The organism is Verrucomicrobiia bacterium, from assembly GCA_035460805.1.
Lineage (GTDB): Bacteria > Patescibacteriota > UBA1384 > CAILIB01 > CAILIB01 > DATHWI01.
This window is the reverse complement of record DATHWI010000061.1, coordinates 1-22,218: the sequence shown is the minus strand read 5'-3', so window position 1 is coordinate 22,218 and position 22,218 is coordinate 1. Positions and strand designations below refer to the sequence as shown.

At 52.3% G+C, this 22,218-nt stretch carries 23 protein-coding genes, 2 tRNA genes and 1 rRNA gene; 19 read left to right on the top strand and 7 right to left on the bottom strand.

All coding sequences use genetic code 11. The features are described 5' to 3' along the window. The 5 genes from VLA04_02050 to VLA04_02030 form a co-directional block, all read left to right on the top strand. Positions 1-661 (top strand): hypothetical protein (locus tag VLA04_02050; protein HSI20476.1); only part of this gene is annotated, 661 nt, incomplete at its 5' end. Positions 662-761: 100 nt separating this feature from the next. Then, positions 762-2,168 (top strand): GIY-YIG nuclease family protein, encoded by a 1,407-nt coding sequence (locus VLA04_02045; protein ID HSI20475.1) that lies wholly within the window; start codon positions 762-764, stop codon positions 2,166-2,168. Between the two features lie 54 nt (positions 2,169-2,222). After that, positions 2,223-2,417 carry a hypothetical protein gene (locus VLA04_02040; protein ID HSI20474.1) on the top strand — a complete coding sequence of 65 codons (195 nt, stop codon included), beginning with the start codon at positions 2,223-2,225 and terminating at the stop codon, positions 2,415-2,417. 378 nt (positions 2,418-2,795) lie between these two features. Continuing rightward, positions 2,796-3,584 (top strand): triose-phosphate isomerase, encoded by a 789-nt coding sequence (gene tpiA / locus VLA04_02035; GenBank protein HSI20473.1) that lies wholly within the window; start codon positions 2,796-2,798, stop codon positions 3,582-3,584. A 2-nt stretch (positions 3,585-3,586) separates the two neighbouring features. Beyond that, on the top strand, positions 3,587-4,720 hold the full coding sequence (locus VLA04_02030) for a phosphoglycerate kinase (GenBank protein ID HSI20472.1): 1,134 nt from the start codon (positions 3,587-3,589) through the stop codon (positions 4,718-4,720). A 48-nt stretch (positions 4,721-4,768) separates the two neighbouring features. On the opposite strand, the gene VLA04_02025 is transcribed toward VLA04_02030, so the two are convergent. Next, the gene (locus VLA04_02025) at positions 4,769-5,164 is read right to left on the bottom strand and encodes a hypothetical protein (protein ID HSI20471.1); all 396 of its coding nucleotides are present in this window, start codon (positions 5,162-5,164) and stop codon (positions 4,769-4,771) included. A 211-nt stretch (positions 5,165-5,375) separates the two neighbouring features. Here VLA04_02025 and tig point away from each other — a divergent pair, with 211 nt between their 5' ends. The 3 genes from tig to clpP are packed head-to-tail and all read left to right on the top strand — an operon-like array spanning position 5,376 to position 7,910. After that, positions 5,376-6,605, top strand: coding sequence for a trigger factor (tig, locus tag VLA04_02020; GenBank protein HSI20470.1), 1,230 nt, complete (start codon positions 5,376-5,378; stop codon positions 6,603-6,605). A gap of 41 nt (positions 6,606-6,646) precedes the next feature. Continuing rightward, complete coding sequence (locus VLA04_02015; protein HSI20469.1) at positions 6,647-7,258, top strand: class I SAM-dependent methyltransferase; 612 nt, start codon at positions 6,647-6,649, stop codon at positions 7,256-7,258. 40 nt (positions 7,259-7,298) lie between these two features. Beyond that, positions 7,299-7,910 carry an ATP-dependent Clp endopeptidase proteolytic subunit ClpP gene (gene clpP / locus VLA04_02010; GenBank protein HSI20468.1) on the top strand — a complete coding sequence of 204 codons (612 nt, stop codon included), beginning with the start codon at positions 7,299-7,301 and terminating at the stop codon, positions 7,908-7,910. Positions 7,911-7,913: 3 nt separating this feature from the next. On the opposite strand, the gene VLA04_02005 is transcribed toward clpP, so the two are convergent. Together VLA04_02005 and VLA04_02000 are read right to left on the bottom strand one after the other, a co-directional pair. Continuing rightward, positions 7,914-8,849 (bottom strand): HTTM domain-containing protein, encoded by a 936-nt coding sequence (locus tag VLA04_02005; GenBank protein ID HSI20467.1) that lies wholly within the window; start codon positions 8,847-8,849, stop codon positions 7,914-7,916. A 2-nt stretch (positions 8,850-8,851) separates the two neighbouring features. Continuing rightward, complete coding sequence (locus VLA04_02000) at positions 8,852-9,412, bottom strand: hypothetical protein (protein HSI20466.1); 561 nt, start codon at positions 9,410-9,412, stop codon at positions 8,852-8,854. A gap of 170 nt (positions 9,413-9,582) precedes the next feature. On the opposite strand from VLA04_02000, the gene VLA04_01995 reads away from it, so the two are divergent. From VLA04_01995 to VLA04_01970, 6 genes are all read left to right on the top strand, one after another. Beyond that, positions 9,583-10,644, top strand: a complete 1,062-nt coding sequence (locus VLA04_01995) for a transglutaminase domain-containing protein (protein ID HSI20465.1) — start codon at positions 9,583-9,585, stop codon at positions 10,642-10,644. A 74-nt stretch (positions 10,645-10,718) separates the two neighbouring features. Beyond that, positions 10,719-11,468, top strand: coding sequence for a type II secretion system protein (locus VLA04_01990; protein ID HSI20464.1), 750 nt, complete (start codon positions 10,719-10,721; stop codon positions 11,466-11,468). A gap of 310 nt (positions 11,469-11,778) precedes the next feature. Beyond that, positions 11,779-13,256 (top strand): 16S ribosomal RNA (locus VLA04_01985). A 300-nt stretch (positions 13,257-13,556) separates the two neighbouring features. Continuing rightward, positions 13,557-13,633 (top strand) — tRNA-Ile (locus VLA04_01980). Between the two features lie 314 nt (positions 13,634-13,947). Next, positions 13,948-14,574: a hypothetical protein gene (locus tag VLA04_01975; GenBank protein ID HSI20463.1), complete on the top strand. Its 627-nt coding sequence runs from the start codon at positions 13,948-13,950 to the stop codon at positions 14,572-14,574. Between the two features lie 132 nt (positions 14,575-14,706). Then, positions 14,707-16,050 carry a DUF2330 domain-containing protein gene (locus VLA04_01970; GenBank protein HSI20462.1) on the top strand — a complete coding sequence of 448 codons (1,344 nt, stop codon included), beginning with the start codon at positions 14,707-14,709 and terminating at the stop codon, positions 16,048-16,050. Positions 16,051-16,126: 76 nt separating this feature from the next. Here the strand turns inward: VLA04_01970 and VLA04_01965 are convergent, their stop codons facing one another. The 3 genes from VLA04_01965 to VLA04_01955 form a co-directional block, all read right to left on the bottom strand. Next, positions 16,127-16,951 (bottom strand): site-2 protease family protein, encoded by an 825-nt coding sequence (locus VLA04_01965; GenBank protein ID HSI20461.1) that lies wholly within the window; start codon positions 16,949-16,951, stop codon positions 16,127-16,129. Positions 16,952-17,087: 136 nt separating this feature from the next. Beyond that, a complete protein-coding gene (locus VLA04_01960; GenBank protein HSI20460.1) occupies positions 17,088-17,522 on the bottom strand; it encodes a hypothetical protein in 435 nt (144 codons plus the stop codon). Positions 17,523-17,623: 101 nt separating this feature from the next. Further along, complete coding sequence (locus VLA04_01955; protein ID HSI20459.1) at positions 17,624-18,394, bottom strand: PrsW family glutamic-type intramembrane protease; 771 nt, start codon at positions 18,392-18,394, stop codon at positions 17,624-17,626. A 48-nt stretch (positions 18,395-18,442) separates the two neighbouring features. Here VLA04_01955 and VLA04_01950 point away from each other — a divergent pair, with 48 nt between their 5' ends. After that, a complete protein-coding gene (locus VLA04_01950; GenBank protein HSI20458.1) occupies positions 18,443-18,637 on the top strand; it encodes a hypothetical protein in 195 nt (64 codons plus the stop codon). Positions 18,638-18,787: 150 nt separating this feature from the next. Further along, positions 18,788-18,863, top strand: a tRNA-Ala gene (locus tag VLA04_01945). 403 nt (positions 18,864-19,266) lie between these two features. Here VLA04_01945 and VLA04_01940 read toward each other — a convergent pair. Continuing rightward, positions 19,267-20,115, bottom strand: a complete 849-nt coding sequence (locus tag VLA04_01940) for a hypothetical protein (GenBank protein ID HSI20457.1) — start codon at positions 20,113-20,115, stop codon at positions 19,267-19,269. A 165-nt stretch (positions 20,116-20,280) separates the two neighbouring features. On the opposite strand from VLA04_01940, the gene VLA04_01935 reads away from it, so the two are divergent. From VLA04_01935 to VLA04_01925, 3 genes are all read left to right on the top strand, one after another. Further along, positions 20,281-20,592, top strand: coding sequence for a hypothetical protein (locus VLA04_01935; GenBank protein HSI20456.1), 312 nt, complete (start codon positions 20,281-20,283; stop codon positions 20,590-20,592). Between the two features lie 77 nt (positions 20,593-20,669). Continuing rightward, the gene (locus VLA04_01930; protein HSI20455.1) at positions 20,670-21,650 is read left to right on the top strand and encodes a hypothetical protein; all 981 of its coding nucleotides are present in this window, start codon (positions 20,670-20,672) and stop codon (positions 21,648-21,650) included. 54 nt (positions 21,651-21,704) lie between these two features. After that, the coding region (locus VLA04_01925; protein HSI20454.1) for a hypothetical protein at positions 21,705-22,218 on the top strand (514 nt) is incomplete at its 3' end.

Genomic DNA, 22,218 nt, shown 5'->3' with positions numbered 1-22,218 from the left:
TGGACCAGCTCTAAGAACAAAGCGCTTCCTCTGGAAGCGCTTTTCTGTTAAAAAGAGCGCATGTTTGTATTGGAGGATTGGAATGAGTGAATTGGTAGAAGTAACAGTTGAAGGGCTTGGCGGGCTATACGTGCAAGACAGGCCCTGGAATTCCAAGCGGATTGTTTCGCGGCGGAGTGCCAAGGACTCGGTGAACATTTGCGTCTCAGCATCTGCCCAGGGAGTTTCCGCGGCGGGCAGAATTCTTCTCATGCATTACTCCGTCTTGGCGGCGGCACTAAGCCTGAGGTTTGCGGATCCGCTCCTGTTGTTTGGCAATGTGGATATGGATCCCGTGGAAGAAAGCAGCTACGGGGAGACTACCCCTCGGATTGCAGTGATCACGGCTGGGTATGACCCAGAGCCTGGCTACGAGGTTATAAAGACCTGGGATAAGGATGGGCGTTGTGCCGCATTGGCCCGGGCCTTGAAAGATCTCTTAACCCTTCATTCCCGGCTCATTATCTACATGTTGGTAAGCACGGAAGACTGCCGCAGGGTTGACCTGCGCTTTGCCCTGCCCGAGGATGATGAACTGGAGCTGAGTGACTTCATGCCGTTCTTCGCCGCAACCTTGGCCAGCTTCTGGCAAGAAGAGGCGGAACGTATGGCGTTACGCTAGTCAATTTAAGATCCCCGCAACCCGCGGGGATCTTTTCTTTTCCAGGTGCAAAACCACATTATCGGAGGGAGGGGATCTTTCTGGTAGAATGCCCTGGAATATGCCGCAAGAATCGCTTCTTCAATCTGTCGCAGCCCTGCCTCAGTCTACGGGGGTTTACCTCTTCAAAGATGAGCAGGGGGAGGTTTTGTATGTGGGCAAAGCGCTCCGCCTTAAAGACAGGGTTCGTTCGTACTTTGCCAGTGACTTGGCGGTCACACGGAATTCTGGCCTGGTGCGAATGGTAAACATGGCGGTAAAAGTGGACCACGAGTTGGCGCCTACTGAGTTGGAGGCCCTCATGTTGGAGGCACGGCTCATCCGCCACTACAAACCGCGGTACAACATTAAACTGCGGGACGATAAGTCCTTTGTGGTTATTAAAATTGACCTCTCCCACGATTTTCCACCGGTTACCATAGGGCGGGAAAAAGAACTGGAAGATGCGCTCATTAAGCACAAGCGGCTTCGGGAAGGCGTGCGCATTAAGCAAAAGGTGGACCACATTGAGTACTACGGCCCCTTCACTTCAGCCGGCAGTGTGCGTGAGGCCCTGAAGAGCATCCGTTCCATTTGGCCCTTCCGTGACTGCACACCAGCAAAGTACAAAACCTATGAGGCGCTTGGCCATGGTTGTCTGTTTGGTGCCTTAGGCGTGTGCACGGCACCATGCGTGCATAAGGTTACCAAAGAGGAATACCGCAAAAACATCGACCAAGTCCGGGCCTTTTTGCGTGGGGACAAGGCGCAGGTAATGCAGGTTGTCCAAATGGAAATGCAAGCGGCTGCTGAGGCAGAGCGCTACGAAGAAGCGGCGCGCCATCGCAACCGGTTGTATGCGCTTGAGCATTTCCAGCACATCATAGACACGTTCCGTGATGCCCGTGGGACAATCCGCGTGGGCCATACCTATAACCCGGAAGCAGACTTGCGCATTGAGTGTTATGACATCTCCAATAACACCGGCATGTTTGCTGTAGGTTCCTGCGTTTGCGGCATCATCCGTGATGGAAAGATTACCCCCGTTACTACTAAGGACGACGCACGCACCCGTTTCCTCTTTGAGCGTGACCGGTACCGCAAGTTCAAGGTACGTACTATCGAGAAGATCTCCGATACGGACATGCTCCACGAGGTGCTAGGGCGTCGCTTGAAACGCGGGAAGGGGAAGCTTCAACATTGGTCACTGCCCGACTTTATTTTGGTAGACGGTGGAAAGGGACAGCTCTCCAGCGTACTTTCAGAACGGCGTGAGGCGGAACTGGAAGATGCCGTGGCTATGGGAACTGTTGCCAAGGGCCCTACCCGTAAGAACGTTGACTTGTATGGTGACGATTGGGAAAAGTTTCCCCAAATGAGCCGTGAGGCTTGGCAGCAGGTGGCAGAGCAGTTGCGGGAGGAGGCCCATAGGTTTGCCATTACGTACTATCGTGCGCTTCACCGAAAAAGCCTGCTAGGCCTGCCATAGGGGTTTAAAAAGAGGCCCGGCATGTGCCGGGCCTGAGTACATCTCTTAGAGTGATTGGATGAAGCGGCCCTGGAGCCTTCCATCCTCCCACTTGAGATCCTTCATTTTTGGTCTGTGCTTCTTACGTGGCCGCTCCGCTGGGGCGCACGTGAGCCAGACTGTGACCTCCAATCCTGGTCCTTTGACCTGGAGTGTTTGGTTTTGTGGGTCGTAGCCAACAATCCGGAGATGCTTGCTCTCACTGAGTAAGTGCTTAAGGGCGGCTCTGCCCTTAGCATCTCGATGTCGGGTTGCGATGGTTGCGCCAATGCGCTGAAAGAAGCTTATGAGCCGTGAAAATGGTCCCGGCCCCTGTATGTCACAGGAATTGTCCATTGGTCCGGGGGCTAATGTACTCCTAAGGCTGGGAGGATGTCAACATTTTTTACCTGGAAAAGAAAAAGCCCTCCGTTGCGGAGGGCACTTGTTTGAAAATCAGATGGGCCAGCCAAGGAAGATCCAGACGGCCAGGATGATTAGGCACACGGCGGCACCTAGGAGCGGTACGTTTTTGCTATTTCCCACGAAGAATGTATAGCATAAAACCCCTACATAGTCAATAAGGTTGCCCTGCCGTATACTGAGGCTATGAATACATCACGCGTCCCAGTTATTGCCGGCAACTGGAAAATGAACACCACACTTGCCGATGCCCATGTTCTCGCTTCCGGCGTGCGGGATGGCGCAGAGCATATAGAGCGCATTGAAATTGTCATGTGCCCGCCCACCATCTGGCTGACAGAAATGGCCCAGATTGTACCCAAGGGAAAACTCCCTCACCTCTCCCTGGGTGCGCAGAACATGTACTTTGAAGAGAGCGGCGCGTTTACCGGTGAAACATCCCCACTAATGGTGAAGGAAGTGGCGGAGTACGTCATTATTGGTCACTCGGAGCGCGTACACACCTTTCATGAGCGTCCAACCCTTCTCGCTGACAAGCTGGAAGCTGCACTGAACAATGGTCTTATTCCCATCCTCTGCGTAGGGGAGGATGAGCAGTCTGCTACTTCTAAAAATGAGGTTGCGGCACAGTTGGAAAAAATCATTGCCGATCTGTCTGATGAGCAAAAGGCTCAGATTATCGTAGCCTACGAGCCTGTTTGGGCAATTGGTACAGGCAAGGCTGCAACCCCCGAGTATGCTCAAGAAGTGATGGCTGCACTTAGGGCTAAACTGCCCGATTCAGTACGTATTCTCTACGGAGGTTCAGCTAACGATGAAAATGCACGTGGCTTCTTAGAGCTTAAAGACTGTGATGGATTGTTGCCAGGGAGCGCCAGTCTGAAGCTCAAGGCATTTGTCACCATGTGCCAAATTGCCGACGACATGGCACATACCCATGGCCACACCTCCAAACATCATTCGCCAACTAGTTAACGATGAACGACCTTCGTACAGCAGAACTTAAGGGGAAGCGGGTCCTCTACCGTCCGGACTACAACGTTCCCCTTAAGGGTGGCGTCATTAAAGATGACTTCCGCATCCAGGCAACCGTCCCAACGATCGAGTACCTTATGGAGCACGGTGCCAAAATTATTATTGTTTCCCACTTGGGCCGCCCTGAGGGCCATGAAATGGAAGAATTCAGCTTGCGACCTGTGGCAGAGCGTCTGGCTGATTTGTTCCCAGAGCATACTGTCCAAATGGCCCACCAAATTGACCATGACGATGTCCACAAGGCCATTGAAGGTATGCAAGAGGGTGACATCCTTGTCCTCCCTAATGTGCGCTTTTTCCCTCAGGAAGAAGAGAACAATGATACCTTTGGCCACATGTTGGCCAGCCTTGCCGACCTTTACGTGAACGACGCGTTTGCGGTGGACCACCGGGCCCATGCCTCTCTGGTTATACCTGAGAAGTACATCCCAAGTTACCCAGGTTTCCTCTTGGAAAAAGAATTGGAAATGTTAGGCAAACTTACCGAGAAGCCCGAGCATCCTTTTGTCATCATAATGGGCGGTGCCAAGGTGAGTGACAAAATTGATGTCATGGAAAAGTTGGGCAAAATGGCTGACCACATCCTCATCGGGGGTGCCATGGCTAATACCTTCCTCCTTGCCAAGGGTGAGGAGATTAGTGAGTCCAAGGCGGAAAAAGATGCCATCCACGAAGCCGAAAAGCTTATGGAAATGTTTGGCGACAAGCTTGTGCTGGCCAAGGACTATGCCAAAAAGGAAAACGGCGACACCTTCAGCTACTTGGACATTGGCCCTGGTGCAATTGAACAGTTCAAAGAGTTCCTCGCGCCGGCCAAGATGATCTTTTGGAACGGAAGCCTGGGTTACACCGAAGAAGAGGAATACGCCAAAGGAAGCAAGGCTATTGCCGAGTATATTGGCGCCATGAAGGGTGTGACCAGTATTGTGGCTGGCGGAGACACCGTAGAGGAGATTACCCGTCTCAAGCTCCACGACCACTTCACCTTTGTTTCTACGGGCGGAGGCGCAGCCCTTGAGCTGCTTGCCGGTACCAAGCTGCCTGCGGTTGTGGCGCTGGAAGAGGCGAAGAACTAGCCTTACCCAGATGATAAGAAAAAGCCCCGCACGCGCGGGGCTTTTGGTTTAGTCGGGAATGAAGTAGGCGCTCAGGAGGTGCAGGCGCTCATGCTGGATAAGGTGAATCAGTACGGAGTCTGATTCTGTCTCATAGAGCGCACTGATATCGAAGGCGCCATCCTCGTCAATTTCCAGGTTGGAAAGGTCTACGTATGCCTTGCACCCGTGAGGGATGTCGTTGAAGTACATCCGCTCTGCGTGCTCGCAGAGTGTTTCCAGGTGTGGTCCAAGGGCTGACTTGGGGAGTGGGGGAAGGCTGGTGACGAGTTCAAAGGAGCCCGTCTTCCGTTTTCCCAGAATGTTAAATTCCTCGCTTCCCGGGATTCCCGGGATGATCTTGGAAAAACTGATGCAAAGGCCGAACCTTGTTTCCGCATCAGTCGGAACCTTTTTTCGTCTCATATTTTCTCCGTCACCACCGTTTTGGCGGATGGTTGTGATGCAATACTAAACCAGAAGTTCCCTACTTTACTAGTAGCCAGGGGAGAATAAACCTGATACGGTAAACAGGCACTAAACCTGGTAATTCTTCCATTTACACCTAAAGGGAGTGCGAACACTCATAAGAAATGATCGGCTTTGCGCGTCTATTTCGCGCAAAACGCAGTTTCTTATGAGTGTTCGCACTCACTCACTCATGATTACATCGCGCAAAGATCTCCCCAAAAGCCGCGTAAAGCTCACCATCACTGCCAATGCAGCCCAGTTTCGCCATGCCTTTGACCATGAGCTTGAATCAGTTGCCAAGGATACTAAAGTAGAGGGCTTCCGTCCCGGAAAAGCCCCTAAGACCAAGGTGCTGCAGCAGGTTGGCCGCCAGCGCATTGAAGCGTCTGCCATGGACCACGCCATTTCCCACGCATACTACGATGCGCTAGAGGAAGCCAAATTGGTCCCTGTTTCCAGCCCAAGCGTTGAAGTAACAAACTTTGTCGCCCCAAGCGACGAGACAAAAGACGATGAGGTTGCAGTGACCTTTGATGCCGAGGTGGACATCGTCCCTGATGTGAAGGTGGACGGTTACCAGAAGATCAAGGCCAAGATGCCAAAGCTTGAGCCTGTTACGGAGGCCGATATTGACGAGGTTGTTGCAGAGCTTCGTCGTCAGCGTGCCCGCTTAGAGCCAGCTGAGAAGGATACCAAGGTAGAGAAGGATATGTGGGCAGAAATCCGGTTCTCCGGCTCCGTGGGCGGTGTGAAGCGGGAAGATATGCAGAGCCAGGCGCATCCGGTGATTGTGGGCAAAGGCCAGCTTATCCCAGGTTTTGAAGAGAACATGATCGGCCTTAAGGAAGGTGAAGAGACAACCTTCAAGATTACTTTCCCTAAGGATTACCACGCTACCGAGCTTGCCGGAAAAGAAGCCGAGTTCACCGTGGGTATCAACGAGCTGAAGGCCATGGTGATGCCAGAGCTCAATGATGAGTTTGCCCTTTCCTATGGTCAAAAAGACCTAGTTGCCCTCCGCGATATGGTTAAAAACAACCTGGAAGAAGAGCGTAAGGAAAAGCAGACAGCAGACCTGGAAGAAGACATTCTGGCCAAGCTCCTAGATATTGCCAAGTTTGATGCGCCAGAGTCCCTTGTTGCCCAAGAGGTTGAGCGTGTTATCAAAGATAACAAAGACCGTTTCCAGCGCATGCAGGTAAGCTGGGAACAGTATTTGGCTGAAGTGAAAAAGAACGAAGAAGAGGTCCGCGAAGACATCCGTCCTCAAGCTGAGAAGAACGTCCGGATTGGCCTGGCCTTGGGCAAGGTGATTCAGGAAGAAAAGATTGAAGCTTCCAGCGCAGAGGCTATGCGCCAGGCAATGGACCGGTTGATTGAGATTGCTACCAAGTAAAAAATGCCCGCTCCAAGCGGGCTTTTTGCTAAAGTGAGCATATGACAGAAGAGCGCTCTCAAACCATTGAAACCTACCGCACAAAAGCGGGGGAGTTTGCTGAGTACTTTTCCCTGTTTCCACACCGTGCCCAAGAAGTGGCGCGCGGCTTCTCCTTTCTTGCTAAGAAAAATCCCAAAACAGTCGAGCTTGGGGTTGGTACTGGTGGGGATACGGGTGAGATCCTGCAGCATACCGACGATTACGTTGGTGTCGATTTTGTCACTGAGCTCTTGGCGTATGCACGGGAAAAGCACCCGGGGACTCGTTTTGTGGAGGCTGACATTACTGAGTGGGAGATACCGCAGGGTACGGAAATGGTGTTTGGTTTCGCCACGCTCCTCCACCTTAACCAGGAAGAGGTGGCCGACTTGTTCCGTCGTATGCATTCTCGTCTGGCGCCTGGGGCCGTTATCTATCTTTCCCTAAAATACGGTCGATACCGCGGCTTTATGAAGAATGATAGGTTTGGCGTGCGAGAGTTTTACCTCTATACCCCACACCTCTTGAAGAAACTTATAGGTGCGCGGTACAGCATTTTCTACGCAGGAAGGCTGGATAAGTCTACTGACCCTTGGATCATGGTGGGTATACGCAAAAAGAATGTAAAGTAACCTTTACATTCTTTTTTTCTCGCGCTACAGTACCAGTACTATGTCATACCTCATCCCAACCGTTCTTGAGAAAACCCAGCACGGGGAACGTGCGTACGATATTTACTCCCGTCTCCTTCGGGACCGGATCATTTTCCTTGGTGGCCCTATCGATAGCGATGTGGCCAACCTCATCAATGCCCAGCTGCTCTTCCTGGAGGCAGAGGACCCAAAGAAAGACATCCAGATGTATATCAACAGCCCTGGGGGCTCGGTATACGCAGGCTTGTCCATCATGGACACCATGAACTACGTCAAACCAGACGTTGCCACCATTTGCGTTGGCATGGCTGCCAGTATGGGTGCAGTATTGCTTGCTGCAGGTGAGAAGGGGAAGCGCCATTCGCTGCCCAACTCCCGCATTATGATTCACCAAGTCCTAGGTGGCGCTGAGGGTCAGGCTTCTGACATTAAAATCCAAGCAGAGGAAATCCTCAGCCTTAAGGATTCCCTCAATAAGATCCTGGCAGAACGCACAGGCCAAGATATCGCCAAGATAGAGAAAGACACCGACCGCGACTACTACTTAACTGCAGCCGCGGCTAAAGAGTACGGCCTTATTGATGCTGTCCTCGGCGAAGACAAAGGCGCAATGAAAACCCTTAAGGCCTAACCGCTACGCGGTTTTCCTGCGAGCTGCCACTGAGCGCTGTATACCCGTCCCAAAACGACGGGTATATTTGTGCCATAATTCTGCCACGCGCAGCTCATCCTCGGGCGCTATAAAGCAGGCGAGCCCCGCAAGCATGATAGGGGTGAAGAACGATGCGTTCATCATAAGGCCAATGCCAATGTGCATGCTTACAATCATGAGTAGTGCAAAGCGGCGGGTAACCGGGTTGAAGACTAGGAAGGGGAAGCTTACTTCTGAAAACCAGGAGAAGTATGTCATGAAGTTCACAATCACGGGGTACTTAACGAGCCAGTAGAAGTTGAAGGCACCAAACCGTGTAGAGAGGGAATTGAGAATTTCGGTGCCATTCCACCAGGTGCCGACCCGGATCTTCTGGCAGGCGGCGTAGAAGTAGACAAGGCATAGGGTCAGTTGAACCATGCGCATGGACCAGGCAGGAACCAGGCGGGAGCGCTCCTTTATACCACCCTTGCCCCATGGGGAGTATGCATCCGCCGGATGCAGTATGTTGAAGAAGAGGAAGGAATGGATGGCATCGATTGCCCCGTAGAAAACCAAGGGGAAACGGCTGGCAAAGCTAATGAAAAGAAGGTAGGTGAAAATGGCACTTAAGCGTCCGCCAATCCCAAAGATCATGGCAAAAGTTGAAAGGACCATGAGCCCGTACACCGTGTAAACAAACCATGGGGCGTCGTAGAGGAAGAAGACGCTGAGATGAGAGTACAACGTGACATCAAAAATATATGAAGCGGTCACGTAGCCCTGGCTGCTAAAGAAGGCTTCTAGGTGGGGCAGCCAAACACCAATGGCGCACAGGGTGACTATCCCTAGGGCGATGCGGAATATCTTAAGGGCGCGGATAGTAACGAGAGGGAAAAACCAGTCGGCAAACGGGTGGGAGGTGAGGGTGATTTTCATGGCTAGTTATTCCGGCACACTTGGGTGCGGCGTGTTACGTACGGCACTTCGCGCTCTGCCTTCTTTTTGTCGGCTGGGATACGGAGGGTTTGTTGCTGGAAGGCAATGGAGACCAATGGGTTGCCTCGATTGGTATCGTATTGCTTACAGGAGTATTCAAGGAAACCAGTCAGGTATTTTCCTTTGCGGTCGTTGTTGTCATCAAACTGGAGGTCTTGTTGTACTTCGTTCCAGGCCGTCATCCGGTACCCTGGCATGAGGTAGAGAAGCTGCTCGCGCTTAATATCACCATTGCTATAGAGGAGCTCTATGCGGGTAACGCTTGTGTTGGTATTGGTGGCTGCAAACATTCCCCAGCCGCGTTGGTAAAGCCCCAGCGTGTCAAACACGCGGCGGACAGGCTGGAAGGTGGAGCGAAGCGAGGAATAAGGCATATTGCCTAACGCTTGGACCGAGATGAAAAAGAGTGTGCCAAGCGTAACGATGCCACGCACGAGCGGTTGGTCGTTACGCAGCCAGCGTGGTGGGGTCCACGAGGGGAGTGAGAGTGAGCTAAGTTTCATAAGAAAATGGGTATCGTGTTCTCTAATATGGTACACGTTTTAGTGTCCTCGCCTAGGGTTGTAAGGCGGAGTATACTGCGGGTATTCACCATTTCCTCCTTGACCAAAGGGCACATTTCTGATGTAGCTCATAGGAAATAGCGATCCTTTCCAATTCGAGGTAAACACCTATGCGACGTTTGATGGTACTTTTCTTTTTCTTGGCGTGCGCACTTGCGTTTGGTCAAGACATGACGGTTGGGGCCATGGCTCCGCCTCCAAAACCTGTTCTCGGCCCGCACTTAAAACCGCTGGGCACTGTCATTTTTCAGCAACGCGTCAGGTACCCGGCCAACGGGGTTACCAAGATCGAGGTCTGGAATACGGTCCCGCCAGAAACGGCGACCCAGAAGAATGTCAAAATCGTTTCCGCCCAGCTGCATTCCCTTGACGGCACCCCGGTGCCAGAGGGTGCTGTGCAGCGGTACGACGTCCCACTTCTTGGGAGTGAGGGGCAGGTTCCCGGCTTTGTCCTTGTATGGAAGGGAAAGGACGGGGATACCTCCCTTTCCCGCGGGGTATATGTAGACATTCAGTACAGCTGCGAAATGTATGCGGCAACGGTTCCCCAGACTGATGGTCCGGAACGGCCGGGCGGTGAGTACCTCTTGGCAACCAAGTACATGGACTTCAGTGCACCTAGTAGCGGCCTGCGGTCCTTCCTCGGTGGCCTTCCCTTGGGGGTTGGCACCAACAGCTTGGAGCTGGATGCAGCAGCCATGCGGAGCATTGCCCAAGTCGGGTATGTAAAGAAGGCAACTTCTGCCAGCAACGCGTTTGGTGGCACGGACTGCCTGGGGAAGAGCAGCCTTCTTGGCTCTGCCCTTCGTAAGGCGGGAGTCCCTACGCGGACAATTATGGGCCACCTGATTCGCCCCGATACCCTGCAGATGGATCAACATACCAGGGTGGAGCGGTTGTTCCGTGGCTGGTGGCTTCCCGTGGAGCCGACGGACGTGCTGTCCGCACAGCAGCCTCAGTCCTTTATCGGTACCAATGGCAAAACATCCTATCACTTCTTCACGCTCCACTTCGGTGCGGGATTAGCAGGGACGTTTGTGGACCAAGACCAGCAAACCCACAAGTTGGATGTCCTGGGGCTGCAATGGTCCTTCATCCGCTTGAGCGGTCCCAAGGGGGCCTCGACAAATGCCAGTGGCATCCAGAAAGACTGGCGCGTGATGGCTGGTTAAGAATGTGCAACTCTTGCGCCCTCCCCATCGGGAGGGCGTTTTTCATATCAAGACCAGGGGTATATACTGGCAGTATGCCAATACGTCCCAGGGGTTTTTCCTTAGTAGAAATGTTGGTGGCGATATCCATTCTCGCCATCCTCTCTTCCTTAGTGACCATTGTCTTTAGTTCTGCCCGGCGTAATTCACGCGATGGCAGGCGGAAGGCCGATGTAGAGACCATTACTGGTGCCTTTAGCCAGTACATGGCCGTTTCGGGTACCACCCACATGACATACCCGAGTGCCACCTGTACCTTGCCGGTAGATGTGAATACTGCCCCAATAGGTTCAGCGGCTGCCGGGTGTGTGGGGGCAACTGGCCGTTCGTACGGGAAACTGAACCTAGGGTCTTCCGTTGTAAGCGGCGGCTACGCTACCTATCCGGGAAGAACGTATATGAGCCGTACAATTGGCGAGGCTCTTTCCGCGCGCGGGCTTCTTACTACTGTTCCTAAGGACCCCCTTCGTAGGAGCGCTACAAACAGCGTGACCGAACCGGATTACGTGGTCATCCGGGGCCTCACCACAACGTGTACACAGGATATGACCAGCCGCAGTGACTTGGTGGCTGTTTGGACATCCTTAGAAAATACGCCAACGGCTGAGGACGTTGGTGCCTCCAGTAAATATGTGGGAGGAAGTGCATCGGGACAGTCCAGTTATGTATACGACTTTGCCGCACAGCAGAGCGACCTAACGGCAGGAACATATACTACAAAGGGCTTTGCGGCAGGTAATGGGGTAAACAAGGCCGTTAGCTCAGGCGTCTCCAGCTGCCCATAATGAACCTGTTGTAACCTGGAAAAGAGAAAAAGTCTGTCACTCGGTCAAAAACGCTTGACAGGGTTGGGCGAACTAGGTAATGTAATCAGGCACGACAGTACTCCGGTACTGCCGCTTTCATTGTTACCCCCTAAAAAATAGAGGGAAAACAGGGCGGACAATCATGCGATCGTTACCAATTCGGTGCGCAACATTTGAGCCTATTCACATGTTTGATGTTTGAATGCATTCTGTATTTTTTGTTGCAGTGAATCGAAAGCTATTTCTATTCACTTCGTGTTTTTGACACGACGTCCACTGGACGTAAAGTAATTTGGAGAGTTTGATCCTGGCTCAGGACGAACGTTGGCGGCGTGCCTAACACATGCAAGTAGAACGTGGCTCTAGTTTACTAGAGTCTAGTTGCGGACGGCTGAGTAATGGACAGGAACGTACCTCGAGGTGGGGGATAGCTCCGGGAAACCGGAGGTAATACCGCATATGATCGCAAGATCAAAGCCGCAAGGCGCCACGAGAGCGGCCTGTTTCCTATCAGGTAGTTGGTGGGGTAAAAGCCTACCAAGCCTATGACGGGTAACTGGTCTGAGAGGATGACCAGTCAGATCGGGACTGAGACACGGCCCGAACTCCTACGGGAGGCAGCAGTTGGGAATCTTGCACAATGGACGAAAGTCTGATGCAGCGACGCCGCGTGGGGGATGAAGGCCTTCGGGTCGTAAACCCCTTTTACGAGGAAGTAATTTTATGAACTGTACTCGTGAATAAGCACCGGCTAACCCCGTGCCAGCAGCCGCGGTAATACGGGGGGTGCTAACGTTGTCCGGAATTACTGGGCGTAAAGCGCATGTAGGTGGTTTTGTAAGTCGACGATGAAAGACCGACGCTTAACGTCGGAAACGTTTTCGATACTGCAAAGCTTGAGGAAAACAGGGGTAAGCGGAACTTTCGGTGTAGGAGTGAAATCCGTAGATATCGAAAGGAACACCAATGGCGAAGGCAGCTTACTGGGTTTTACCTGACACTGAGATGCGAAAGCGTGGGGAGCAAACGGGATTAGATACCCCGGTAGTCCACGCTGTAAACTTTGCTCACTAGGTCTTGGGAGGTATCGACCCCTCTTTGGACCGAAGCTAACGCGTTAAGTGAGCCGCCTGGGGAGTACGAACGCAAGTTTAAAACTCAAAGGAATTGACGGGGACCCGCACAAGTGGTGGAGCGTGTGGTTTAATTCGATACTAAGCGAAGAACCTTACCTAGGCTTGACATCCCGAGAAAGCTCTTGAAAGAGAGCCGTGCCGAAAGGAACTCGGTGACAGGTGTTGCATGGTTGTCGTCAGCTCGTGCCGTGAGGTGTCCCGTTCAGTCGGTTAACGAGCGCAACCCTTATCCTGTGTTACACTTCTCACAGGAAACTGCCCGGGTTAACCGGGAGGAAGGTGGGGATGATGTCAAATCAGCATGGCCCTTACGCCTAGGGCTACACACGCGCTACAATGGGGAGTAACAATGGGTCGCCAAGCCGCAAGGCGGAGCTAATCCTAACAAACCTCCCCTCAGTTCGGATTGAGGGCTGCAACTCGCCCTCATGAAGTCGGAATCACTAGTAACGGCAGGTCAGCCACACTGCCGTGAATACGTTCTCGGGTCTTGTACACACCGCCCGTCAAACCACGAAAGTCGGGAGCGCCCGAAGGGATTTTTTATTAAGTCACTACGGCGAGTTCGATGATCAGGGTTAAGTCGTAACAAGGTATCCGTACCGGAAGGTGCGGATGGAATACCTCCTTTCTAAAAGGACAGGCATTCAGCTGGAATATCGTAAGATACTCCAATACTCTGATGCCCAGGTCGTCCACCCTTTAGGGTGTAACTCTCTCAAGCAATTGAGAGACTGGCAATTGAAGAAAAGCGCCAGCCTTTCACTGCAACAAAAAGTACAGTGTTCTCAAATGTGAAAAAAAGACCACCTTTTGCGTGGTCTTTTTTCGTGCGGGGAATTGCGCGTAAAGACTTGGCATGAACCTGATTTTCAGGTAGTATCGTCAAGACGCTTTAGAAAAGTTTCAGGTTTGAAGTTGGAGAAAATGCGGGCGATTAGCTCAGGTGGTTAGAGCGCGTCACTGATAATGACGAGGTCAATGGTTCGAGTCCATTATCGCCCACCAAAAATAAGAGCACCCTTCGGGGCGCTTTTATTTTTGCTTTGGCAATATGACTCGAAACCATGGTTCGACTTCCCCAATATCTTATCATCCGTAACTGAAGGGGTTGCTTGACACTCAGGTAGTCATATGGTATAAGTTTCATGCTTTGATAGTCCCCCTGACAGGACGTTAAAAGAGTCAGGAAGGAATGGGTGAAGAACCGATTGAAGTTTTGTATTTTAACAAATCAGGAACCGTTTTACCCGACCATCGAAGAGGTGATCGAAGCGGTGCTCGTGCATCGTGTTCTGCATCCTGAGCAGTGGGAACGTAAAATGTATCTTTGGCGCGCAGCCATCACCGGCTATGCGCTTACGGGGCTAGATGAGAAGGACGCGGTGGGATTTGATGCCATTGCCCTCAAAGACCAAGATCTCAACTCGGTATTTAAGCCTTTGCTCGAAAAGAAGGGCTTGTTGCCGGGCCTCTGCATCAAGGATACTTCCCAGGTTGAAATTGCAGTGGAGCCTCAAGGGGGGTTCGTAGCTTTTTACCGGTGCCCTGACTCCGATGAGGAAGCTATACGGGGGAGTTGTGGTGCAGTCGATGAGACACGACATTGGGAGATCTGGCAGAGAGGCGAGAATGAGGTGTTTCAGCTTGTCACCCTTCCTGAGGGTGCCCTGATTGACTCATGTGGATCCCTTTGGATTCCCCACCCTTCCTGGGGACCGCTCATTTTTAGGATTGAGTCAGGCTCAGATTGGTTTAGCGCCATGACGAACCTTGATGAGCGCTTAGTTCAGATCGGCATGATAGGGGCGCTGCTTGGACTGCAGGGTGATAACCCACTTCACCTCCTACTGCATTCTTCAGATGTTACGACGAGCCAAGAGGCGCTGCGCATGCAGGAGCTTCTTGGGAGAATGCGTGACCAGCTTGCGCGACCTAGCTTCGGCTAATAGTGGTTTCGCAACAAGTAAGTTTCACCCTCCAGTTTACTGGGGGGTTTTTTTATATGCTTAACATTGTCCGCCCAAAGCCTTTCGGGGGTATATACTTATGAGTGAAATAATTTCTCACTCATCAAACATATGAAGCGTCCAGTCCGGGTTTACCTCAAGGGAGGCCTCGCCCTCTTGCTTGGCTTGCTCCTCTTTAGCCCCACCCTCGCATTGGCCTGCGCCGTTGCTATTAATGGGTCTGGATCGGGCTTAGACTACGCCATGCCGACCAACGCCCAAGGCCTCATCAGCTTTGAAAACGGGATCGAAAAAATGGTGATGAGCCATGAAATAAAAGCGAGTAACAAAGGCGTAGTGGTCATTGCGCCCATTCCTGCCAGCCCTTCAGATGTCAAACTGGATACCCTGGCTGATATGCCGCAGTTCCATGGTACAAACATTGCCATAGCGGCTAGGAAGAATATCAAGCCGGTAAGGGAGCTCTCTCAGTTGAGCCAAATTTGGCCTATCGTGCCTTTTACCATGTTGCGTCTCGTATCAAGTACGGGAAGCGTGGCCATCGAATCTAGTGAAAGCGGTACCCCTTCACTTTCAGCTTCGCAGTCAAAAAGCTTGGGTACGAAGAGCGAGCCGGAAGTGGTCGTCTTCAATACGTTGACTAAAGAGGGGATCACCTCAGAAGTGCTCACGGCCAAAACCTCCCAGGCCCTCTACACCTACCTAAAGGGAAAGGGTTTGACGATAGAGGAGGGTTCTATCACGGCGCTCTCCAGCTACATTGGGAAGGATTTCTCGTTCGTTGTTTCCTGGGTAACGGGGACGGGGGAAACATTGCCATCCACGGGGAGCCAGAAGGGGATCTTTGTCTCTTTTCCCACCAAAGAAATGTATTACCCGCTTATTCCCACTAGCGCGTACTCCGACCACAGCCATGGCGAGGTGATCAGGGTAATGGGACATGTTTCACCTAAGCTCTACAGAGGCATAAAAAAGTACGCAAAGGTTACCTACTACAGGGAGAGCTCGCCTTCGTACTCGGCCGGTCTTTCGCCGTTTTTTGCCACATATGAGAATACGCCGGTGGACTACACCGATATTGAACTCTCTGCCCCTGCCAAGGCATACACGCAGGACCTAGCTATTAGTTCACGCACACCATTTAAAGCGCGCTACATTTCCTTTATTGGAGATTACCCTCTCGCCTACGGGATACTCTTCCTACTAGTAAGCTCCATTGTCACAAGTCTTTTGGTGGGTTTGGCTATCTTTGCAGACAGGCGGACGTGGGCAGGTGCTTTCACCTTCATGAAAGTGGGCGCATGTAATATCTTAACCGTGATTGGGTTGGTTATTGCCGCTCGGCATGTTTGGCCCACAGACCGAAGACGCCGGGCTTTCATCCTCTTCTTTACCTTTGCCTTCTTAGTTATCACCGCACTGCTCTCTAGGGTGGTTGAGCTTACTTTGCAGTAGGTTTCGTTTGGCACAAGCATTGAAAAAAGACCCCTCACGCTTGAGGGGTCTTTGTGGAGATCTGGAGCAACCTAGTTCAGAAAAAGGTTCGGAAGAGGTTGTAGGCATCCCGGCCTATTTGAAGGGCGAAAAGCACCACGATGAGAACAAGGCCAATGACCATGTGCGTCTTCAGCGCTCGTTGGGGCAGCACCTGTGTGAGCATGTGTCCGCCGTCAAGCGGGCTGATGACAAGTAGGTTGATGAGCCCAAAGGCAATTGCATACGTGGCACCTTGCCGGATTGCCTCCGCGACCTGTTCAAACAGGGGCTCGGTGACTAGTGCGCCGCCGGTGGCGTGCACTTCCCGCACCAGGTCGCTTACTCCAACCGCTTCTATCCCCGTCTTGATGATGGCAGCCAAGACGATGAAAGTAATGGCGCAGCCAAGGGGAAGCAGTACATACACGCAGAGCAGGTACCGTAGGCGCCATATCGCCCATAGCACGACGAGCCATATGCCCGCCTGTAATAGGATGTGGGGGAGGTGGGTGAGCAACTCTCCTTGGGCGTCGCCAATGGCTAGGATGGCCTGTGTAACCGCAAGCCAGAAAAGGCCGTATTGGATACTCATGAGCGGTCCCATACCCGCTATATAGAGTGCATCCTTTTTGGTGCACTTGTCCCAGGCTTCTTCCGGGCGGACATAGGCCCCTAGAAACAGGGGGGTAATTATCCATTTGGTCCCGGGAAAGAGATCCCATTTGATGGGGAGGGTGAGGAACAGGTTTTTCACCTTGAATCCCAAGAGGGAAATTTCCTCAACCGCAACCTTGCAGTGCCGGAAGGCAATTGCATGGCCGAACTCGTGGTAGCTGAAGGAAAAGAGGGTGATGAGAATCACGACGATGGTAAAGAACATACTGGATCTCCAGGCCGCTATCTGCGACTGTCGGCTACTATAGCCTGTTTTCTTAAACTGAGCAATGCGTAAGAGGTGTTTTCCATATGAAAAAGCCACCCTAACGAGTGGCTTGGATATCAAGAAAAGTGCGGCGCTATGCTGAACCAGTTGCAGCCATTTTCTGCGAATGGGTGAGCACTCGTTTCATGGCGTCATTCACGCGGAGCGCAGCAATCTCTGCCATGCGGTGACACTCCTTTTGGATTGTCTGCGAGTACACGGCAATGGACCGGTCGGACGCCGCGCCATCTGTACACTGCGTGTCGCAGCGGTAGGGTAGGGCAACCATGATCCGGATACCCACCTCCATATTGAGGGTGAGGGCCCAGAACCAGTCATAACCGTCCGTGGTGACGAAGCGGCGCTTCGTGATGTACCCTTCGATGTGCCGGGCTACCTTGTCCAGCATCTCTGCCGTCCAATCGCCTTCCAGCATGTTGTACGTTTGGTTAAGCTCTTCGAGAGCCTTGGGGAACAGAGGGCCTCTCCATCCCTTGAACTGCGCATCGTTGCATTGAGCAAGACTCATATGTCCACCTCCCGGGTGACGCATCCGTGAAACAAACTTCGAATTGTTAAGAACTTTGCTATATATGGCAGAAAATGCTAGTTCGTCAACCTGGTAAACCTTTAGCAGGCCTTCACTTCTGTCTTGCCAGTCACAATTTTAGTGTAGCGTAAGCGCTTGGCACGGAGTTCCAGGCCGTACTCTTCCACGAGGGTGCGACGGAACAGGATGAAAATCTGCAAGGTAATAAAGGTGCTGATACCAAACGCCACATAGAGCGCCGGGTTGCCGTAAAGCTCGCTAGTGAGGTTAAACCCAAAGTGCAAAATGATGGCAGCAAAGACGGCAAGGAGCAGCTCGCGGTAGCTGGCGAGGCCAAACTTATACCGCCCTAAGCTGTAGCCAATAATGGCGCTTGTGCCGGAGTGGAGGTAAAAGCTCATGAGGCGCAGGAGCGGGGAGGACTGGGGGTCAAGCAAGAAGAAAGCATCTTCAATGAGTGAGAAGCCGAGCCCAATGACAATAAGGTACACAATAGTGTCACTCATTTTATGGACATGACGCGTGGAGAGCAGGGTAAATACGCCAATCATGTACTTTCCCAGTTCCTCAATCATGCTTCCCGCCAAGTGGTTGATGACTTTAAGCCATATGCCGTACTCATTGACGAGGCTGGGATGGGTTTTTGTCAGCTCCGGGATGTTAAAGGAATACTTAAGGGTAACGACGGCCGATAAAACTGCTGCAAGTGCCCCGCCAGCGAGTATTTTTAAGATAAACGACCATTTCTCCCGTGCGCCACGCAAAGAGCCTCTCATCCAGCCTATAAGGCCTAGGGCGAGGATGATCTCCATGCCATAAACGAGCAGCCGAAAGTTAGTATCGTTTTCCATTGCTTCTTTATTGTACGGTTGTCCGGCCTGGTTTGGTATACTGGGCTCATGAAACTGTTTATTGTCTTTGGGCTCCTTATTGGTGGCATACTGGCCGTGGTATATCCTTTCCAGATCGTGCGGATGTTTGGGCATGTCCGGTATTTTGAGGAGCATTTGGGGCCAGGCGGGAGCTATGGGGCATGGCGGATGATTGGTGTGGTTCTAATTATTGCGTCGTATCTTGCGATCAGGTTCTTTTAGGTTGTCTGGGTGGGGATTATTTGGTAGTGTGATCTGGCTATTAAAAGTGTCGGGCACTGTTTACTCCCAAGTGCGGGCCCTATCTGCTGCGCAGATAGAACCCTCGTTCGGCATAATTACGAAAGCAAGCTTTCGTAATTCGCCTCACTTGGGCCCTTAGCTCATTTGGTAGAGCGCCTCGTTTGCACCGAGGAGGTGAGGAGTTCGAATCTCCTAGGGTCCACCAAAGAAAAGAACCACCGAAAGGTGGTTCTTTTCTTTGGTAAATCCAGGTTCGAACGACGAACTTATTGGAGTTCGAACCACCCTATCGTGCCTTACAGTGACATGTTTAGTTTTGGTATACTGCGCCCATAAGAAGTGCGTGTCATTAGGGATCTTTATTATGGCTACAATGGAGCTACCTCCGATTGACAGTTTGCCAACAATTGAAGCGTTGCCTACGGTGAATGAGCTGCCAACGATTGAAGAGTTGCCTACGGTGAGTGATCTACCGGCAGTTGAGGACTTACCCATGGTCAGCGATTTACCGGGAGTAGGTGGCTTACCGTCTATATAGTGCAATAGAGGCGTGGGTTACCTCCGACACGTCATAAAAATGCCCCACCATCAGGTGGGGCACTAGAACGCTACTTCCAGTCCAGCATAATCACATCGGCATACTTTGACCGGTGGTCGCTTGAATCTTCATCATCGGAGTCAACCCGGCAGAGCACCGTGTGAATCCCGTCAGACACGAAGATATGGTCAGGGTTGTAGGTGTACCTGTCCTGGTCCTTCATGCCCTCCACCTGGATGTTCTCACTTCCGAAGAAGGTCGGGGGATGTAGCGCCTCGCAGTTGGCGTACGTCCAGGTGTTGTAGAAGCCGGCCTCCTCGATATCGAGCAGTGGCTTCTGCATCTTCCTGGTTGATGCGTACCCTTGGGTGTTGATATTCATGTCCCCAAGGTAGATTTTGGGCAGCTTAGGGTGCCAGTTGCTGGCAAAGTAGTCGAGCAACTGTCGGTTGCCCTCCTCGCGCGCGCTGGCACTTACGTTGTCGAGCTGCGTAACCGCAAAGAGCATCCTGGACGTGGGGGACCCACCGCGCTTCTGGAGCATGACGCCTTGAGTCATCCGGACAGTGATGGCCTCCGGGTGTTTGCCTGGCAGCCCATTGCTTGCGCCGAGGGTGAGGCAAAACGCCGTTCCCTGCACAACTTCCAGGGCCTCATCCTTGACCATGATGACGTGATGGACCATGTCCTCGAACACATCACCCTCAAGGATGGTGTACCTGTCGCCAAATCTCTCCCTGAGGAGATGTACGTTTTTGGCCAAGTACTCTTGAAGACCGTAGACGTCGCCGTCCAAGGCCTCAATACGCTGGAAGACTTTTTCCAGCCGCTCTCGCGTCATGTCGTTGCGGTTGGTGTTGTAGGTTACCACTCGCAACCGGGTCAGCCCCTGCTCGGGGTCATTCTTCTGTTCATTCAATTACCTTCCTCCTGGAAAAGAACGTCAAAGCCGCTGTGGGACAGGGATCTGATCTGGGCGGCAGTATAGCGCCAAATTGGAAAAAGTCAATGTGCATGGGGTGTCCGAAGTATGCTTGACGCTTCAAACCCACCTGGTATAACCACACTGGAGCCATTGAAGAGTATGCAGACTTTACAGAGCCTTCCCACCGCAGTCAGTGAGCGACTGGCAGAGCGTTGGGTCCTTCGTTTAGTGACCGCCCAGAAGGCGGGTTACACGCCGACTTCTTTTGAGCAGTGCTGTTGTCAGCCTAGTCTCACCAACGAGCAAGTTGCTTCCAGGGTGCGCGACTATCACAAGAAGTCCGACCCTCACCTGGATTACATGTATTCGGCAGAGGTCCTGCCCAACAACCTGGTCAAACCCCACCAGCACTTCCTGTTGGTTTCGGACAAAGGGGTAATTGCCACTGTCCCAGACAACTTGAAAGCGTAGCGTATTTTGCTCCAGGCCAATGTAGTCCTGGAGTTTTTTATTTGTCCACTTCCTGGCATCCCTGCCATACTTAGCCCATGAATGTCTTTGAACAAAAAGCCATCCCTCAGGACCATCTGGAAAGCCCGGAAGACCAGCTTCTGCAGACCATGCAGCGTGAAGCGGCAGATATTGTCATCCAACCAGAAGACAGAAACAAAGACGGGCAACTTCTTGCGTCAGTTCACGGCCTTCCTTCCGAACTCCCGGAAGAGGCATGGAAGTTAGTGCGGACCGAATCGTTCAAGCAGTGGTTTGGCGATTGGAAAGAAATGCCCATTGCCAGGTTCATGACTGCGAAAGGCTCCGTCTACTCATATGACGCAGAAGGGAAAACCACCCGCTTTAAAACAGCGACCAACGAACAGAATGAGCGGCAGGATGTCACTGTCTTTACCAAACTTGACCCCCTTGAGGAACAAGACCTGCTCGAGGTAATCCATCACGGACAGGGTGAGAAGGTATATGTTGCCGAACGCAATCCGGACAATACGCCGCGGATCATCCGTGATATTGCCGATATTCACGACGAGAAGGACCTGTATTTGGTGATTATGAAAGATGGCCGGGTGACCCGTTCGTTCCCCGCCTCTTCACGTCCCCAAGCGGGATACAACACTTTTGACATGCGCTCTTATGACGATAAGGACCAGGGAAGAATGACGGAGCGCCACCTAGGGAATGAGGTGGTCGCGCTTAAGTATGGGGAGTCAGACACCTCTAAGGTGATCTCTAAAAACGGTGAACCGCTAATGGTGGGGGACCCTGCTTCAAGCGACCCCGAAGCACGTGTTTTCCTAAAGGCGAAAAATCCCTACAACACCACCCGTGAATTGTGGGAGAAGTGGAAGCAAGAGTCTGTGGGTGACCGGCCAGACGCACAGCAGGCCATCCATGCAGCACTTAAGCAAGGAGGATATGACGGACTGATCATAGATGGCAAGCCTGTGCTGGGATCGGGGGATACCAAGTTCTTTACCGATGACCAAATGCTGCGCGTAAAGCTCTCTACCCCTTGATTAAAACCCCAGGATTTGCTATAAGGATAGCGCACACGGGTGCAAGGAAAAACGTTGATAACCTTTTCGCGAAAAATTGGCGGATCCGAGCAGGAGTTCACCATAGACCTTTTCCCACCCTCAAACAGTGGCGAGGAAGGTGAGACGGAGCTCCTCCGACGACTTGTCGACCTGCGAGACCTTACCTGGATCCCAAAGGGACAGGCTGTCGAGTGCTACATGGTCCACTGCTGGACCCCGGAGGTAAACGCCTATCTTCTGCGGGAGGATCTGCGTGACGATGTGGTGGCATACATAGAGGTGCAAGCGCAACTTCATGCATATACTCCCAATATCCAGCGTCTACTCTTCTTTAAGGGAGACCGCTGTTACCTGGTGAAAACGGACGAGACCCTCGCCATGTTTACCGCGGAGGATCAGCTGCCGGTTTCCTGGCAGCAAGGGCTCATGCAAGTAGAGGCAATCGTCCTCCTGCTTCTCAATGGGCTGATGATCCAGCCAAAGTCGGCATACGGGGTCATCCCCAAGCTCATCTCCAGCGAGGTCAGGGACTACGTCCAGGCTTCGT

Excerpts from the sequence above, each read along its gene's own strand:
- VLA04_02005 (HSI20467.1), bottom strand. The coding sequence starts at position 8,849 with ATGAAAATCACCCTCACCTCCCACCCGTTTGCCGACTGGTTTTTCCCT.
- VLA04_01930 (HSI20455.1), top strand. The coding sequence starts at position 20,670 with ATGAATGTCTTTGAACAAAAAGCCATCCCTCAGGACCATCTGGAAAGC.
- VLA04_01950 (HSI20458.1), top strand. The coding sequence starts at position 18,443 with ATGAAACTGTTTATTGTCTTTGGGCTCCTTATTGGTGGCATACTGGCC.
- VLA04_02000 (HSI20466.1), bottom strand. The coding sequence starts at position 9,412 with ATGAAACTTAGCTCACTCTCACTCCCCTCGTGGACCCCACCACGCTGG.
- VLA04_01960 (HSI20460.1), bottom strand. The coding sequence starts at position 17,522 with ATGAGTCTTGCTCAATGCAACGATGCGCAGTTCAAGGGATGGAGAGGC.
- VLA04_02030 (HSI20472.1), top strand. The coding sequence starts at position 3,587 with ATGAACGACCTTCGTACAGCAGAACTTAAGGGGAAGCGGGTCCTCTAC.
- VLA04_01970 (HSI20462.1), top strand. The coding sequence starts at position 14,707 with ATGAAGCGTCCAGTCCGGGTTTACCTCAAGGGAGGCCTCGCCCTCTTG.
- tig (HSI20470.1), top strand. The coding sequence starts at position 5,376 with ATGAGTGTTCGCACTCACTCACTCATGATTACATCGCGCAAAGATCTC.
- VLA04_02015 (HSI20469.1), top strand. The coding sequence starts at position 6,647 with ATGACAGAAGAGCGCTCTCAAACCATTGAAACCTACCGCACAAAAGCG.
- VLA04_01955 (HSI20459.1), bottom strand. The coding sequence starts at position 18,394 with ATGGAAAACGATACTAACTTTCGGCTGCTCGTTTATGGCATGGAGATC.
- clpP (HSI20468.1), top strand. The coding sequence starts at position 7,299 with ATGTCATACCTCATCCCAACCGTTCTTGAGAAAACCCAGCACGGGGAA.
- VLA04_02045 (HSI20475.1), top strand. The coding sequence starts at position 762 with ATGCCGCAAGAATCGCTTCTTCAATCTGTCGCAGCCCTGCCTCAGTCT.
- VLA04_01975 (HSI20463.1), top strand. The coding sequence starts at position 13,948 with ATGTATCTTTGGCGCGCAGCCATCACCGGCTATGCGCTTACGGGGCTA.
- VLA04_01935 (HSI20456.1), top strand. The coding sequence starts at position 20,281 with ATGCAGACTTTACAGAGCCTTCCCACCGCAGTCAGTGAGCGACTGGCA.
- VLA04_01995 (HSI20465.1), top strand. The coding sequence starts at position 9,583 with ATGCGACGTTTGATGGTACTTTTCTTTTTCTTGGCGTGCGCACTTGCG.
- VLA04_02025 (HSI20471.1), bottom strand. The coding sequence starts at position 5,164 with ATGAGACGAAAAAAGGTTCCGACTGATGCGGAAACAAGGTTCGGCCTT.
- VLA04_01990 (HSI20464.1), top strand. The coding sequence starts at position 10,719 with ATGCCAATACGTCCCAGGGGTTTTTCCTTAGTAGAAATGTTGGTGGCG.
- VLA04_01965 (HSI20461.1), bottom strand. The coding sequence starts at position 16,951 with ATGTTCTTTACCATCGTCGTGATTCTCATCACCCTCTTTTCCTTCAGC.
- tpiA (HSI20473.1), top strand. The coding sequence starts at position 2,796 with ATGAATACATCACGCGTCCCAGTTATTGCCGGCAACTGGAAAATGAAC.